Raw genomic sequence first — 15983 nt, forward strand, 5'->3', positions numbered from 1 at the left:
GCTCAGGCGGCGTGCTCCTGGACGGGGGTGTTCTGGTAGCCGGCGAACCGCCAGGCCGTGCCCGCGCGCACCGCGACGAGGGAGTAGACGGTCAGCTCCCGCGGATCGATCTCCTCCTGGCCGGGCAGCAGCATCGTGCCGTGCGCGACCACGAACGCGACGTCGGAGGTGAGGAAGCGGATGCTGTCGATCCACCCCGCGAGGCGGGTGCCGTGCGCCCAGGTGGTGAAGATCAGCCGGTGGCCCGCGACCATCTCCTCGCGGCCGCGTTCGACCACACCGCTGGACACGATGTAGTCGGCGTCAGGCGTGAAGTGGTCCACGTAGGCCTCGGCGTCCCCCCAGCTGCCGAGCAGGGCGGAGTACAGCTCGCGGATGTCGGCCTCGTCCCGCACGCGATCCGGGATGCCGGTGCTCGGGTGCTTCGACACGGTGCTCATCGGGTTTCCGTTCTCCAGGCTCTCAGGCGTGGTGGTCATCGCGGTCGGCACTCCAGCACCGTCCACCGGCCGGTGGCGGGCTGGGTGAGCAGTTCGAAGCCGGCCCCGTCGAAGAGCCCCCGCCAGTGCGGCAGCGTGCGCTCCACGCCGCCGAAGATGACCAGCATGTCGACGTCGAGGAACTTCGCGTGGTCCCACACATTGGGAGGACCCATCACCTGTTCGAGGACGAACAACCGCTGATCGGGCCTGCTCATCGCGGCCCTCACCCGCCGCAGGATCGCCAGCGCGTCGTCGTCCGACCAGTTGTGCAGGACGGCCCTGAGCACATAGGCGTCGGCGTCGGCGGGCAGCGGGTCGGCGAAGAAGTCGCCCGGCGCCGTCGTGACCCGGTCGAGGACCTCCATGGCCTCCAGGACCGGGGCGGCACCGGAGATCACCTTCGGCCGCTCGAACAGCACGCCCGTGGCGCCGGGCGCCCGGCGCAGCAACTCGGCGAGGAACGCCCCGTGCCCGCCGCCGACGTCGACGAAGCTGCTGAACCGTTCCGGGCGGATGTCGGCCAGGTGCGTCGGCACCAGGCGGGCGCTCATGCTGGTCATCGTCTCGTCGAAGAAGTCCCCCGCGTCCTGGTTCACGTCCAGGTAGTCCCACAAGGGCATGCCGAAGACCTTCTGGCAGGACGGCTCCCCGGTCCTGAGGCTGTGCAGGATCTCCTGGTACGGCCCCGACACGGTGGGGGCACCGTTGTAGCGCACCAGCATCCTGATGCTCTCGGGTGTGTCGGAGCGCAGCCCCTCGGCCAGCGGCGTCAGGGCGAACCGGCCCTCGTCGTCCTCGACGAAGACACCGACCGACGCCGCGGCCCGCAGCAGCCGGCGCAGCGCGTCCGCATGGGTCCCGGTGAGTTCGGCGAGTTCGGCCACCGGAAGCGGTCCCGCGGCGAGCCGGTCCGCCACACCGACCTCGCTCAACGCGTACACCACCCATGCCAGGCGGATACCGCCGGCGAGCAGCAGCAGGCGCCGGCCGAAGAGGTCCTCGGGCCCGGAGGAGACGCGGGCGGCCGTCTCGACCGCGCTCTTGATCCGCGCCATCTCCGTCCTGGTCCTCGTGTTGAGGTGCTGGGTCATGCCCGAGTCGTCGATGTGCGCGTCGGCCTTCATCGCGAAGTCCTGCATCCAGCGCATCTCGACGCCCGCGTCGAGCGAGCGGTACTCCCAGCGCAGGTTCATGTACTCGAACGGCCCGGTCTCGACGCGGCGTGCCGTGACGGTCCGTGTCCCGGGATCCGGCGTCCGTTCGGAGACCCAGCTCCAGACCCGCCCCTGCTCGTCGGGGTGGGTGGTGAGACGGAAACGTACCGTGGGTCCCTCGCGTTCCAGGATTTCGGCACTGGCGTACTCACCGAACAGCCTCGGCCAGGACCCGACGTCGTTGGTCATGTTCCAGACCAGGTCCATGGGCGCGTCGATGACGATCGCGTTGTCCGTGTGCCCTGCCATGTCATGCCTCCGCGAGTCGTCGGTTGACGAAGTCCAGCACCGCGCGCGGTGTCGCCAGGTTCTCGACGGCCTCCTCGGGGACGGCGACCGTGTACTCCTGTTCGATGCGCACCGCCATCTCGAGCAACGCGAGGGAGTCGAAACCGAGGTCGGAGAAGGGAGTGTCCAGAGTCCCCGCCGCCTCCCACACCGCCGCGTCGGCCTCGCTGCCGGGGCCCTCCAGGATTCGCCTCAGGTCTTGCCGGGTGATCCCACTCATCGTCATCCCTTCCCGATCCCTTTCTGCGTGTCGAGTCTTCGAAGCCGTCAGGTGTTCTCGCCCACGACCAGCGCCGCGTTGAACCCGCCGTAACCCCGCGCCACCACCAGGGCGTTGCGGACGGTCCGCCGGACCGGCCGGCCGATCACCAGGTCGAGGCCGTAGTCGGGCACCGGCCGGGTGATCGACACCGACGGCGGTATGACGCCGTCCCTGACGGACAGCAGTGCGGTCACGACGTCGAGTGCCGCACCGCCCGCGTAGAGCCGGCCCGTCATCGTCTTGGGCACGGTCACCGGTACGCCGTGCCGGCCGAACACATCGGTCAGCGCGGCGGCCTCCGCGGCGTCGTACTCGGGCACGCCCATGCCGTCCGCGAAGACCACGTCGATGTCGCTGGCCCGTACACCGGCGTCCGCCAGCGCCGACTCGATCGCGCGCCGCAACGCCGGCGGCCGCCCCGAACCCGGCCGGGGGTCGAACGTCGTCGCGGAGCCGCGCAGTTGCCCGTAGATCCGGCGGGCACCACGGGCACTCGCCGCGGCGGCGCTCTCCACGACCAGCATCGCCCCGCCCTCGCCGGGCACGTAGCCGCACGCCTCGGTGTCGAAGGGGACATAGGCCCGCCGCGGGTCCGGCCGCTCGCTCAGCCGGCCGGTGGCCAGCTGGGAGACGAAGCCCCAGGGGGAGAGCGAGGCGTCGGTACCGCCGGTGACGGCGAGCCGGGTGCCCGCCCGCACCGTGCGCATGGCCTGGGCCGCCGCGTCGATTCCGCCCGCCTGCTCGGAGGCGATGACCCCGCAGGGGCCGCGGAACTTGTGCCGGATGGAGATCTGTCCGGTGCTGGCCGCGTAGAACCAGGCGATGGACTGGTAGGCACCGACCGACCGGGGCCCCTGCGACCACAGGGCCTGCATCTCGCGCTGGCCGAACTCGTACCCGCCCGACGAGTTGGCGGTCACCACCGCCGCGTCGTACTCCCCGAGCCGCTGCGTATCCACCCCCGCGTCGGCGAGCGCCCACTCCGCCGCCGCGAGGGCGAGGTGCGTCATACGGTCCGTCCGGGTGATCAGCCGGGTCGGCACATGGTCCGACGCCACGAACCGGTCGGCCTCACCGGCGAGCCGCACCGGGTAGGAACCGGCGTCGAAACGCTGCAGAGCCCCGATTCCGCTGGTGCCGGCCAGGGTGGCGGCCCAGTACTCCTCCAGGCCGACGCCGTTCGGAGCGATCGCGCTCATTCCGGTGACCACGAGGGCGTCAGGGCTCATCGCGTCAGCCCTCCGTCCGGGCCAGCAGCGCCGCGCTCTGGAAACCGCCGAACCCGCTGCCGACGCTCAGCGCCACGTCGACCTGGTGAGAGCGGGCCCGCAGGGGCACGTAGTCCAGGTCGCACGCGGGGTCGGGCGTGTGGAGGTTCGCCGTCGGCGGCACCATGTTGTGCTCGATCGACAGGACGCACGCGGCCAGTTCGATCGAGCCGATGGCGCCGAGCGAGTGCCCCACCATCGACTTGATCGAGCTCACCGGCACCCGGTAGGCGTGGGCGCCGAGCGAGCGTTTGAAGGCGTTGGTCTCGTGGATGTCGTTCTGTTTGGTGCCCGAGCCGTGCGCGTTGACGTAGCCGACGGAGTCCGGGCTCAGCCGGGCCTGGCGCAGCGCCACGTCGATGGCCTCCGCCATCTCCCGGCCCGCCGGGTCCAGGCCGGTCATGTGCGTCGCGTTGGCCCGGGTGGCGAAGCCCACCATCTCCGCGTAGATGTGGACGCCGCGGGCGCGGGCCCGGTCCAGGTCCTCCAGCACCAGTACGGCCGAGCCCTCGCCGAGGACGAAACCGTCGCGGGTGCCGTCGAACGGACGGGACGCGTGCTCCGGATCGTCGTTGCGAGGCGAGGTGGCCTTGATGGCGTCGAAGCACGCGACGCTGATCGGAGAGATCGGCGCCTCCGAGGCACCCACCAGCGCGACGTCGACGGAGCCGTCGCGCACCAGCTGGAAACCGTGCCCGACGGCGTCAAGCCCCGAGGTGCAGCCGGTGGAGATCAGGGCCACGGGCCCCTCGGCGCCGGCAGTCCACGCCACCTCGCACGCGAGGGTGCTGGGCACGTGATAGCCGTAAAGGTGGGGGACCGCGTACTCGTGGTCGACCTCCCACCGCCGGCCGCCGTCGCTGACGACGACGTACTCCTCCTCCAGCCCCATGGTGGCGCCACAGGCGCTGCCCATGCTGACGCCCGTCCGCTCGGGGACCAGGTCGTCGGCGGTCAGTCCGGCGTCGGCCATGGCCTCCCGCGCCGAGACCACGGCCAGCTGCGAGGTCCGGTCCATGCGGCGGATCTCCTGCGGCGAGAGCCCTTCGGCCGCCGGGTCGAAGTCGCACTCGGCCGCCATCCGGGAACGGAACCGGCTTGCGTCGAAGAAGCTGATCGTGCGGGTCGCCGTACGGCCCGCGCACAGCAGCTCCCAGAACGCCTTGGTGCCGGGGGAGCCCGGCGCCACCACTCCCAGACCGGTCACGGCGACCCGGCGCGCGGCGCTGTCGCGTGTCATCCGGCCGCACCCACAACGGGGGGCGGCGCGTCCGGGCGGGGCAGCGGTTCGGTCTCCACATGGCCGACCTCGGGGCTCGGCGCCAGGGGCGAGACGTGGAAGACGAAGAACGCGCTCTGCTCGCCCCGGTTCTCGATCCGGTGCCGCTGACCCCGGCGCAGCATCATCGCTTCGTCGGGCCCCATGTCGATCTCCGTACCGTCGACGCGGATGACCACGTGGCCGCTGACGAGGTACAGGTACTTGTCGGAGTACGGGTGGTAGAGCTCCGAGACGTGTTCGCCGGGAGCGAGGGAGATCGTGCCGCCGAAGCCCGCGGTCGCGGCCACCGTCCGGGGGCCGAGGAGCACACGGACCTCGCCGCCCTGACGTAGGGCGGGTGATACGTCTTTCATGGCGATCTTCTTGGGGGGAGACGCGTACACGATGTCCTCCTGCGGGATCAGTCGCTGTTGCGTGAACGTGGTGCCGGGGTGCTGGGCCGGCCTCAGCGGTGCACCGCGGCCACCGCGGTGGCCGCGAAAGCCACGAAGACCAGCGCGGTGCGCGCCAGGTGCCACCGGCGCCAGGCCGGCCGGGGGTCGGACCAGTCGGCGGGCAGATGGTCCGGGTCGAGGCCTCGTACGCTGTGCCGCAGCAGCCGTACGCCGGCGAACTGCGAGACCACCGCGACGCCCAGCAGCGCGAGTACGGCACCCAGGTACAGCGCGCGGTGCAGGGTGTTGCCGGTGGTGATCGCGAGCGCCGTGTCCAGGGTGATGGTCGCGAACACCAGGACGGGCATCGTGGGTTCATAGTGACGGTCGATGATCTGGTGGATCCAGACGTATCGGTCGGGCGGCAGTGTCCGATAGGTGGGGATGCCCGCCAGGACGCTGTCGGACAGGATTCCGGCGACGGTACCGGTGGTCATCAGGGCGATGACGGTGAAGGCAGTCGTCCACACGGCCGGTCCCTTCGCTCAGTGCCGCATCGCGCGCAACGGCTGGCTGAACATGACGGGGTTGTTGTCGAGATCCCGGAAGGTCGCGATGCTGACGAGGCCGGGGATGGCCGTCGTGGGGCCGTCGAAACTCACCCCGAGCCTCTCCAGACGGGCCCGTTCGCGGTCCAGGTCGCGCACCCCGAACGTGAGGGTCGCGCCGCCCGTACCGCCCGGGGAGTCCATCCGGTACAGCCCGACGAAGACGTGTTCCGCGCCGATGCCGAGTTCGCACCAGCCGGCCTCCTCGGCCAGGAACGAGACTTCCAGGCCCAGCTTCTCGCTGTACCACGAGATCGATTTGTGCAGGTCGCGGACGCCGAGCCAGGGCGTGAAGCTCCCGTCGTACTCCGGCCCGGAAGGCCTGTTCATCTGGGACTCCTCACGAGCGTCATCGGGCCTCAGCCGGTCCAGGTGTAGAAGGAGCGGGCGCGGGATTCCGCCATCGTCGGGGTGTCGTCGCGGTAGGGGCGCAGGAAGGCGTCGAGCTTGCGGTCGACCTCGATGAACTGCGGGTCCTTGCGCGCCTCCAGCAGCCGGTCCATGAAGGGCACGTCCGACTCCACCAGATGCAGGTACAGACCGTGGAACTCGAAGAGCTCACGGCGACGCACCCCGATCCGGCGCGGGAGGTCGGTGGTCCGGTCGTGCTCCGCGAAGATCCGGGCCACGTCGTCCATGTGGCGCGGATCGATCGTGCGGATCATCAGGGCTTGGTACTCCATGCGGTGGCCTCCTGAGAACCGAGTCGGTTGCCGGGTGGGCCCGGGGAGTGCTCCTCGGGCTGGGAGCCACCGTGCCAAAGGGCGATCCAGGCCGATTCAAGAGCGATGCAACGCCGGGCTGTCGCGGCCGGTCGACCGTGTTGTTCGGGTGCGGGTACTCGTGCTTGACTACGGTCGTGAACAGCACACGTCTGTTCGTCCTGGGCGCCCTGGCGAAGTCCGGACCGATGCACGGACACCAGATTCGCCGTGAGGCACAGGTCGACCGCACCGACTTGTGGACCGATGTGAAGCCGGGGTCGCTGTACGGGGCCCTGCACCGCATGGAGCTCGAAGGGGTCGTCACCCCGGTCCGCACCGAGCAGGAGGGCAACCGCCCGGCGCGCACCGTGTACGCGATCACCGCGGCGGGCCTCGACGAACTCGACGCGCACCGCACCGAGGCGCTGCGCACGGTCCGGCTCCCTCCCGACCCCGTCGATCTGGCCCTGCAGAACGTCTCCGACATGCCGGAGGACCAGGTCCGGGCACTGATCGAGGACCGCTACCAGGCGCTGGAGCTGCGGCTCACGGCGTGGTTGCACCTGCGGGACGTGGCCGAGCCCCATCTCAACCGGCTGGGACGGCTGAGTTTCCGACACACCGAACTCCGGCTGCGTGCCGAGTTGGAGTGGCACCGGGAGCTCCTCGACGACCTCAACAAGGCGCTGGCCGAGAACGCGGAACAGTGACGACCGGGCGCCTCTCGCCTGCGCTCCTCGCCTGAAGCCGGCGTCCGCCCGGTGGGCGTGTTGCCCCGGTCGTCTCGCTGCGCGCCCTGGTTCCGTTCGGCCGGGGAGGTGTCATGGCCCCTGGATCACCGGGAAGCGGCGCAGCGCCGGCACCAGCAGCACCACAAACGCCAGGGCCGCCGCGCACTCCGCTCCCACGTACACCGGCCGGGAATCGGGTTCCGGCACTACGAAGGCCCTCTTCGAGCACTCCCGCGAGGCCTCGGACCGCCGACTTCCAGGTGATCGGCGTGCCGCACGAGCGGTGCCGGCGAGGAGGTGCCGGCCTGCGTCATCCCCCGCGATCCGGCCGACCCGCCCACGCTGGAGGACGTACCGGCTTGCTGCGCAGCGCAGGTGGCCCACAAGATCCCGGCCGCAGTGCGGGTGCTCGACTCCTTCCCGATGACGGTGTCCGGAAAGGTGCGCGAGATGAGCTGCGGGAGCGTACTCCGGCTGATCTTCCGGGGTGTTCGATCACAGTGGGGCGCGGCCCGTAAGATCGGGTGCCCTGGGGGTGGTTATGGGCAGGCAGCGCCCTGGCTCGCCGACGTTGGAGGAAGTCGCGGCTCTCGCCGGTGTCGGGCGCGGCACCGTCTCGCGGGTCGTCAACAACGCGGCGGGCGTGAAGGAGTCCACGCGCCGGGCCGTCGAGCGGGCCATCGACGAACTGGGTTACGTGCCCAATCTGGCGGCCCGTTCACTGGCCGGGCGGCGCGCGGACGCGGTGGCCCTGGCGTTGACCGAACGGGACTGGCGGCTGTTCGGGGAACCCTTCTTCTCCGAGATCATCCGCTCCGTCGGCGACGCCCTCGCCGACACCTCGGTGCAGCTGCTGCTCACCTTGGTCCGCACGGATGCCGAGCGGCAGCGCTTCGTCGAGTACGCGCGCGGCGGGCGGGTGGACGGGGTGCTGCTGCTGTCCGTGCGGGCCGAGGACCGGCTGCCGGACATGCTCGCCGACGCCGGGCTGCCCACGGTGCTGCTCGGCCGCCGCTCGGGCGACGAGCACGTCACCTATGTGGACGCGGACAACGTCGGTGGGGCCCGCGGCGCGGTCGAGCATCTGCTGCGCGGGGGGCGCCGCCGGATCGCAGCCGTCACCGGGCCACTCGACATGTATGTCACCCAGTGCCGGCTGCGCGGGTACCGGGAGGCGCTGGCCGCCGCCGGTGTGGAAGCCCTTTCCTCACTGGTCGTCGAAGGTGACTTCACCGCGGACAGCGGGCGTCGGGCGACGGCCGAAGTCCTCGCCCGGCACCCGGACACGGACGCCGTCTTCGCCGCCTCGGACACCATGGCGGCCGGAGCACTCGAGGTACTGCGGGCGGCAGGCCGCAGAGTGCCCGAGGACGTCGCGGTGATCGGTTTCGACGACTTTACGCTCGCCCAGGACACCGAGCCGTCGCTGACGACGGTCCGGCAGCCGCTGGAGGAGATCGGGCGGACCATGGTGCGGCTGCTGATGGAGGAGATGGAGCAGCCGGAGGTCGCCTGGCGCCATGTCATCCTGCGCACCCGCCTGGTGGTGCGCGGCTCGGCCTGAGGGCCGCGGAGAGGGCAGGGCGAAACTTTCGGGAGCGCTCCCAACTCCCGGAGCCCGTCGAAAGGTTGCGACGTGTCCGCCTGACCTGCGACGTCGAAATCCGTTCGACACATTCGCGTGCACAGGGTTGTCAGGGACATGGGCAGATACCTACAGTCCGACCCGAACCGGTGGTTTGGGAGCGCTCCCATCGTTGGGGAGGTGGGAGCGCTCCCGTACCGGCTCCAGCCGAGCCACGTTCGAGAAAGGCACCCGCATGCGATCGTTACCGCACCGTCCCCGCCCTGTGCGCGGCCTGTTCGCCGCGCTGCTCTCCGCTTTCGCCGCGCTCGCGGCCCTCCTCGTCGCCGCACCGCCGGCCCAGGCCGACACCACGATCTGCGAGCAGTACGGCTCGACCGTCATCCAGGGCCGCTACGTCGTGCAGAACAACCGCTGGGGCACCAGCGCCCCCCAGTGCGTCACCGCCACCGACACCGGCTTCCGCCTCACCCAGGCCGACGGCTCGGTGCCCACCAACGGCGCCCCGAAGTCGTACCCGTCGGTGTTCAACGGCTGCCATTACACGAACTGTTCGCCGGGCACCAACCTTCCGGCGCAGCTCAGCACCATCTCCAGCGCGCCCAGCAGCATCTCCTACGGCTATGTCTCGGGCGCCGTGTACAACGCCTCGTACGACATCTGGCTGGACCCGACGCCCCGCACCGACGGCGTCAACCGCACCGAGATCATGATCTGGTTCAACCGGGTGGGCTCCATCCAGCCGATCGGCTCGCCGGTGGGCAACGCCACCGTCGGCGGCCGCACCTGGCAGGTGTGGACCGGCAGCAACGGCTCCAACGACGTGATCTCCTTCGTCGCTCCCTCGGCGATCAGCAGTTGGAGCTTCGACGTCATGGACTTCGTCGACCAGGCCGTGGCCCGGGGCCTGGCGCAGAACAACTGGTACCTGACGAGCGTCCAGGCCGGGTTCGAGCCGTGGCAGAACGGCGCCGGACTCGCGGTGAACTCCTTCTCCTCCGCCGTCAACCTCGGTGGCGGCGGCCCGGGCGGCCCCGGTGGGCCGGCCACGGCCTGCCAGGTGACCTACGCGACCAACGTCTGGCAGGGCGGCTACACCGCCGACGTGACGGTCAAGAACACCGGTACCACCGCCCTGAACTCCTGGCAGCTCGGCTTCACCCTGCCCTCCGGACAGCGCGCCACCAGCCCCTGGAACGCCACCCTGTCCGGCTCCTCCGGCGCGGTGACGGCCAGTCCCGTGGCGCACAACGCGCAGATCGCCGCCGGCGGCAGCCAGACCTTCGGCTTCCAGGGCACCTACAGCGGCACCTTCGCCAAGCCCGGCACCTTCACCCTGAACGGCACGGCCTGCACCAGCGCCTGACCGAAGCCGGTGCACCGCACCGGCCTACTCCGGGGCCCGCCCCGCCTTCCCCCCGACCGGGGCGGGCCCCGGCCCCCACGTCCGCCCCTCCGGCCCGCATCCGGAAAGGCCGCACCCCATGAGCCCGAGCCGCACCGTGTCCGCACACCGCACGCCGCCCTCACCCGCGGGCGTGCCCTTACGCTCCCGGCCCCGCCGCCCCGCCCTCGTCGCCGCGCTGTGCGCCGCGACCCTCGCGCTGCCCGTGCTTGCCGCCGCCCCGCCCGGCGCGCCCGCCCAGGTCCCCACGGCCGCCGTCGCCCTGCCGTACCAGGACCCCTCCCTTCCGGTGCCCCAGCGGGTCAGCGATCTGCTCTCCCGGATGACGCTCGACGACAAGCTCGGGCAGATGACCCAGATCGAGAAGGACGCGCTCGTCCCGCAGTCCGACCTCGCCACCTACCGCATCGGCTCGGTGCTCTCCGGCGGCGACTCGACGGTCAGCCCCAACAACGCCCAGACCTGGGCCGACACCTACGACTCCCTCCAGCGCACCACCCTGGCCACCCCGCTCGGCATCCCGATGATCTACGGCATCGACGCGGTGCACGGCCACAACGCGGTGCGCGGCGCCACGCTCTTCCCGCACAACATCGGTCTCGGCGCCACCCGTGACCCGGCGCTGGTGCAGCGCGTCGGGCGGGCGGTGGCCGAGGAGGTGGCCGGTACCGGCATCGACTGGTCCTTCGCGCCGTGTCTGTGCGTGGCTCGCAACGACCGGTGGGGACGCACCTACGAGTCGTTCGGCGAGAAGCCCGAACTGCCCACCTCCATGGCCACGTTCGTCACCGGCATGCAGGGCACGGCCCTGGGCGGCGGCCCGGCGTCGGTGCTGGCCACCGCCAAGCACTACATCGGCGACGGCGGCACGACGGGAGGCGTCGACCAGGGCAACACCGAGCTGTCCGAGGCCGAGCTGCGCGCGATCCACCTGCCGCCCTTCCAGGAGGCGGTACGGCGGGGCGTGGGCTCGGTGATGCTGTCCTACAGCAGCTGGAACGGCGTGCGCTCGCACGGGCACAAGTATCTGGTCACCGACGTACTCAAGGGCGAGCTGGGCTTCACCGGCTTCGTCGTCTCGGACTGGGCCGCGGTCGACCAGCTGGACGGGCAGAGCGGCTTCACCGGCGCCGAGATCACCACGGCCGTCAACGCGGGCGTCGACATGGTGATGGTCCCGCACGACTACAAGAAGTTCCTCACCCTGCTGCGCGGCGAGGTGAGCGCCGGGCGGATCCCCCTGGCCCGCGTCGACGACGCCAACCGGCGCATCCTCACCAAGAAGTTCCAGCTCGGCCTGTTCGAAAAGCCCCTCACCGATCGGTCGTTGACCCCGACCGTCGGCTCCGCGGAGCATCGCGCCCTGGCCCGGCAGGCGGTGCGCCAGTCGCAGGTGCTGCTGAAGAACGACGGCGCGATCCTGCCATTGGCGAAGAACGCCAAGCTGTTCGTGGCCGGCAAGTCCGCCGACGACATCGGCAACCAGAGCGGCGGCTGGACCCTGGGCTGGCAGGGCCGCAGCGGGCCCGTCACCGAGGGCACGACCGTCCTCAAGGGCATCCGCGCCGCCGCGACCGACCCGTCCCGGATCACCTACGACCGCTACGGCAACGGCATCGACGGCAGCTACACCGCCGCCGTCGCGGTGGTCGGGGAGACGCCGTACGCCGAGATGCACGGCGACCGGCCCAGCGGCATGGGGCTGGACCAGGAGGACCTGCAGACCCTCAGCCGGCTCAAGGCCAGCGGGGTGCCCGTCGTGGTGGTCCTGGTCTCCGGACGCCCGCTCGACATCGCCGCCCAACTCCCGGACTGGCGCGCCCTGCTGGCGGCCTGGCTGCCCGGCACCGAGGGCGCCGGAGTGTCCGATGTGCTCTTCGGCGACCACGCCCCGACCGGCAAGCTCCCCATGACGTGGATGCGCAGCGCCTCCCAGCAGCCCATCAACGACGGCGACGGCAAGAGCCCGCTCTTCGCGTACGGGCACGGCCTGACCTACGGCACCGGTCCCGACCCCGACCCGGAGCCCCAACCCACGTCCTGCACCGCCCAGTTCAAGGTCGTCTCGGCCTGGAACGGCGGCTACCAGGCGGAGATGACCGTCAAGAACTCCGGCACCGGCCCGCTCACCGGCTGGTCCGTCGCCTGGGATCTGGGCGGCTCCACCGTCACCAGCCTGTGGAACGGCTCCCTGACCGTGGCCCAGGGCCGCGCGACCGTCCGCAACGCCGCCCACAACGGCGCCCTGTCTCCCGGCGCCACCACCTCGTTCGGCTTCACCGCCAACGGCGGCGCGGGCACGCCCGCTCCGCAGTGCACCGGCTCCTGACGTACGACCGGCACACCCGCACGTACCACCGAGGAGGGCACAATGACCAACCCGACCAGAGCCGACGGCGCCTCGCTGCCGCGCACGCGCCGACGACGGTCGGCAGCCCTGGCCACCGCCCTGGCCACCCTGATGCTCGGGGTGGCCGGCCAGATCGCGGGACAGCCCGCGGCAGCGGCGGAACCTCATGTCGACAACCCCTTCGCGGGGGCGACCTTCTACCTCAACCCCGACTACGCCGAGCACGTGAACACGTCCATCGCGCAGACCTCCGACGCCACGCTCAAGGCGAAGATGGAGAAGGTCAAGAGCTATCCGACCGCCGTCTGGATGGACCGGATCGCGGCCGTCCACGGCGGTGACGCCAACGCGGGACGCAAGAGCCTGGCCGACCACCTCGACCTGGCGCTCGCCCAGAAGAAGCCCGGACAGCCGATCACCGCCACCTTCGTGGTGTACGACCTGCCGGGACGCGACTGCGCCGCCCTCGCCTCCAGCGGCGAACTCCCGCTCACCCAGGCGGGCCTGTCCCGCTACAAGACCGAGTACATCGACGTCATCGCGAACGTCATGAAGAATCCCAAGTACCAGGACATCCGCATCACCACGGTCGTCGAGCCCGACAGCCTGCCCAACCTGGTCACCAACACCTCCGACCCCGAGTGCGCCCAGGCCAAGAGCAGCGGCATCTACGTCGAGGGCATCCGGTACGCCCTGGACAAGCTGCACGCCATCCCGAACGTGTACACCTACCTGGACTACGCGCACTCCGGCTGGCTCGGCTGGGACAACAACCTGACCCAGACCGTGCAGCAGTACACCGAGGTGGCCAGGGGCACCGCGGCCGGGCTGAGCAGCGTCGACGGGCTGATCACGAACGTCGCCAACTACACGCCGTTGGAGGAGCCTTTCCTGACCAACCCCGACAAGCAGGTCGGCGGCAACCCGGTCAAGTCGGGCAAGTACTACGAGTGGAACCCGAACTTCGACGAGGTGGACTTCACCAAGAACGTGCACCGGGCGCTGGTCTCGTCGGGCTGGCCCGCCTCCACCGGTCTGGTGGTCGACACCTCCCGCAACGGCTGGGGCGGCGCCGCGCGGCCCACCGCGGAGAGCACCAGCACCACCCTCGACACCTACGTCAACGAGTCCAAGGTCGACCGCCGCTTCCACCGCGGTCTGTGGTGCAACGCGAGCGGAGCCGGGCTCGGGCAGCCGCCGCAGGCCACGCCCTCCGGACACCCCGACTCGCACCTCGACGCCTTCCTGTGGGTCAAGCCGCCGGGGGAGTCCGACGGGGCCAGCAAGGACATCCCCAATGAGGAGGGCAAGCGCGCGGACCCGATGTGCGACCCCGACTACACCGCACCGAACGCCGGCAACAACAAGACCGGGGCGCTGCCCGACGCACCGCTGGCCGGCCACTGGTTCCACAACCAGTTCCTGATGCTGGTGCGCAACGCCTACCCCGCCGTGCCGACGGGCGGCACCGACCCGGGTGACACCACGGCCCCGACCGCCCCGACCGGACTGCAGGCCACCGCGAAGACCGCGAGCAGTGTCTCCCTGTCCTGGACCGCGGCCACCGACAACGTGGGCGTGAGCGGGTACGACGTGTACCGCAACGGCACCCGGGTCGGCTCGCCGGCCGCCGGCACCACGTACACGGACACCGGACTGAGTGCCGCCACGGCCTACAGCTACACCGTGCGGGCCCGCGACGCGGCCGGGAACGTCTCACCCGCCTCCGCGGCGCTGAGCGTCACCACCGAGACGGGCGGCGGCGGTCCCGACCCGGCGGGCGGCCTCAAGGTCGCCTACAAGAACAACGACTCCTCGGCCACCGACAACGCCATCCGCCCCGGCCTGCGGATCACCAACACCGGCAGCGCCGCTGTCGACCTGACCGGAGTGACCGCCCGCTACTACTTCACCCGCGACGGCGGCTCGTCCACCGTCAATGCCTATTGCGACTACGCCGCGGTGGGCTGCTCCAACGTCAAGCTCAGGGTCGTCCCGTTGAGCACCCCGGTCGCGGGCGCGGACGCCTATCTGGAGGTCGGCTTCTCGGCCGGCTCCCTGGCCGCGGGCCGTGACACCGGTGACATCCAGATCCGCATGGCCAAGTCCGACTGGTCCGCGTTCGACGAGGTCGGCGACCACAGCCGCACCACCGCCACCTCCTACACCGACGCCCCGGCGATCCCCGGCTACCTCGGCACCACCCTGGCCTGGGGCGCACCGCCCGCCTGATCCGTCTACCTCCCCACACTCCCTCGCCCGCCCGGAGCGACCTCTTCCCGGGCGGGCGGGGGCTCCACAGCGGACAGCCACGGAACGACAGGAGGCACCATGGTTCGACGCAGAAACCGGCTCCTCTCCTGGGCGGCGGTGCTCGCCACCCTGCTGAGCGGTCTCGGTCTGGCCTTGCTCGGCCAGGGCAGCGCGCAGGCCCACGGGGTGGCGATGATGCCCGGGTCGCGGACGTATCTCTGCTATCTGGACGCCAAGACCGGCACCGGCGCCCTGGATCCGACGAACCCGGCGTGCAAGGCGGCGCTGGCCGAGAGCGGATCGACGGCTCTGTACAACTGGTTCGCCGTGCTCGACTCCAACGCGGGCGGTCGCGGCGCCGGTTACGTGCCGGACGGCAAGCTGTGCAGCGCCGGTGACCGCTCCCCGTACAACTTCACCGGCTACAACGCCGCCCGCGCCGACTGGCCCCGCACGCATCTGACCTCCGGGAGGAGCATGCAGGTCCGGTACAGCAACTGGGCGGCCCACCCGGGCGACTTCCGGGTGTACCTGTCCAAGCCCGGCTACTCGCCCAGCTCCCCGCTGGGCTGGGGCGACCTGGAGCTCATCCAGACGGTCACCAACCCCGCCCAGTCCGGCTCGCCGGGGAGCGAGTCCGGCCACTACTACTGGAACCTCAACCTGCCCGCGGGCCGCTCGGGTGACGCGGTGCTGTTCATCCAGTGGGTGCGCTCGGACAGCCAGGAGAACTTCTTCTCCTGCTCCGACATCGTCTTCGACGGCGGCAACGGCGAGGTGACCGGCATCCGCGGCTCGGGCGGCACCCCGACGCCCACGCCGACTCCGACCCCCACTCCGACCGACCCGCACAGCGGCTGCATGGCCGTCTACGAGGTGACCAGCGCCTGGAACGGCGGCTTCCAGGGCTCCGTCCAGGTGATGAACCACAACACCGCACCGATGAACGGCTGGGCCGTGCGCTGGCAGCCCGGCACCGGCACCCGGCTCAACCAGGTCTGGAACGGCACGCTCAGTACCGGATCCGACGGCACGGTCACGGTCAGAAACGTCGACCACAACCGGACCGTCGCGCCGGACGGCAGCGTGACCTTCGGCTTCACCGCCACCTCCACCGGCAACAACCATCCGGTCGGCTCGATCGGCTGCGTCGCCCCCTGAGAAGTCCCGCCGAGAC

15 protein-coding genes and 1 pseudogene are annotated in these 15983 nt (G+C 70.9%); 6 read left to right on the plus strand and 10 right to left on the minus strand.

The features are described from left to right. Positions 1-2 precede the first annotated feature (2 nt). From K4B79_RS44315 to K4B79_RS44360, 10 genes and pseudogenes are all read right to left on the minus strand, one after another. Entirely contained in the window at positions 3-479 is a 477-nt protein-coding gene (locus K4B79_RS44315; protein ID WP_232033137.1) for an SgcJ/EcaC family oxidoreductase, read from the minus strand. Then, positions 476-1462, minus strand: a complete 987-nt coding sequence (locus K4B79_RS44320; RefSeq protein WP_445276270.1) for a methyltransferase — start codon at positions 1460-1462, stop codon at positions 476-478. Before K4B79_RS44320 ends, K4B79_RS44315 begins: the two co-directional genes overlap by 4 nt. Before the next feature lie 30 nt (positions 1463-1492). Next, positions 1493-1945, minus strand: a pseudogene (locus K4B79_RS44325) (SRPBCC family protein); the annotation flags it as partial. A gap of 1 nt (position 1946) precedes the next feature. After that, positions 1947-2204, minus strand: a complete 258-nt coding sequence (locus K4B79_RS44330) for an acyl carrier protein (RefSeq protein ID WP_232033138.1) — start codon at positions 2202-2204, stop codon at positions 1947-1949. A gap of 47 nt (positions 2205-2251) precedes the next feature. After that, on the minus strand, positions 2252-3475 hold the full coding sequence (locus K4B79_RS44335; protein WP_232033139.1) for a ketosynthase chain-length factor: 1224 nt from the start codon (positions 3473-3475) through the stop codon (positions 2252-2254). Between the two features lie 4 nt (positions 3476-3479). Further along, positions 3480-4754 carry a beta-ketoacyl-[acyl-carrier-protein] synthase family protein gene (locus K4B79_RS44340; RefSeq protein WP_232033140.1) on the minus strand — a complete coding sequence of 425 codons (1275 nt, stop codon included), beginning with the start codon at positions 4752-4754 and terminating at the stop codon, positions 3480-3482. Further along, a complete protein-coding gene (locus K4B79_RS44345; RefSeq protein ID WP_232033141.1) occupies positions 4751-5149 on the minus strand; it encodes a cupin domain-containing protein in 399 nt (132 codons plus the stop codon). The genes K4B79_RS44340 and K4B79_RS44345 overlap by 4 nt, the downstream gene beginning before the upstream one ends. Before the next feature lie 92 nt (positions 5150-5241). After that, entirely contained in the window at positions 5242-5700 is a 459-nt protein-coding gene (locus K4B79_RS44350; RefSeq protein WP_232033142.1) for an anthrone oxygenase family protein, read from the minus strand. A 15-nt stretch (positions 5701-5715) separates the two neighbouring features. Next, positions 5716-6108: a VOC family protein gene (locus K4B79_RS44355; RefSeq protein ID WP_232033143.1), complete on the minus strand. Its 393-nt coding sequence runs from the start codon at positions 6106-6108 to the stop codon at positions 5716-5718. Between the two features lie 29 nt (positions 6109-6137). Next, complete coding sequence (locus tag K4B79_RS44360; RefSeq protein ID WP_232033144.1) at positions 6138-6461, minus strand: TcmI family type II polyketide cyclase; 324 nt, start codon at positions 6459-6461, stop codon at positions 6138-6140. Between the two features lie 176 nt (positions 6462-6637). Here K4B79_RS44360 and K4B79_RS44365 point away from each other — a divergent pair, with 176 nt between their 5' ends. The 6 genes from K4B79_RS44365 (at position 6638) to K4B79_RS44395 (ending at position 15967) form a co-directional block, all read left to right on the plus strand. Then, entirely contained in the window at positions 6638-7192 is a 555-nt protein-coding gene (locus K4B79_RS44365) for a PadR family transcriptional regulator (RefSeq protein WP_232033145.1), read from the plus strand. Between the two features lie 562 nt (positions 7193-7754). Further along, positions 7755-8777, plus strand: coding sequence for a LacI family DNA-binding transcriptional regulator (locus K4B79_RS44375; RefSeq protein ID WP_232033146.1), 1023 nt, complete (start codon positions 7755-7757; stop codon positions 8775-8777). A 256-nt stretch (positions 8778-9033) separates the two neighbouring features. After that, a complete protein-coding gene (locus tag K4B79_RS44380; RefSeq protein WP_232033147.1) occupies positions 9034-10164 on the plus strand; it encodes a GH12 family glycosyl hydrolase domain-containing protein in 1131 nt (376 codons plus the stop codon). A 172-nt stretch (positions 10165-10336) separates the two neighbouring features. Then, on the plus strand, positions 10337-12532 hold the full coding sequence (locus tag K4B79_RS44385) for a glycoside hydrolase family 3 N-terminal domain-containing protein (protein WP_232033148.1): 2196 nt from the start codon (positions 10337-10339) through the stop codon (positions 12530-12532). Positions 12533-12574: 42 nt separating this feature from the next. Further along, positions 12575-14785 carry a glycoside hydrolase family 6 protein gene (locus K4B79_RS44390; RefSeq protein ID WP_232033149.1) on the plus strand — a complete coding sequence of 737 codons (2211 nt, stop codon included), beginning with the start codon at positions 12575-12577 and terminating at the stop codon, positions 14783-14785. A 99-nt stretch (positions 14786-14884) separates the two neighbouring features. Next, positions 14885-15967 carry a lytic polysaccharide monooxygenase gene (locus K4B79_RS44395; protein ID WP_232033150.1) on the plus strand — a complete coding sequence of 361 codons (1083 nt, stop codon included), beginning with the start codon at positions 14885-14887 and terminating at the stop codon, positions 15965-15967. Positions 15968-15983 lie beyond the last annotated feature (16 nt).

This window comes from Streptomyces lincolnensis, assembly GCF_021173675.1.
In the GTDB taxonomy this organism is placed as follows: domain Bacteria; phylum Actinomycetota; class Actinomycetes; order Streptomycetales; family Streptomycetaceae; genus Streptomyces; species Streptomyces lincolnensis_B.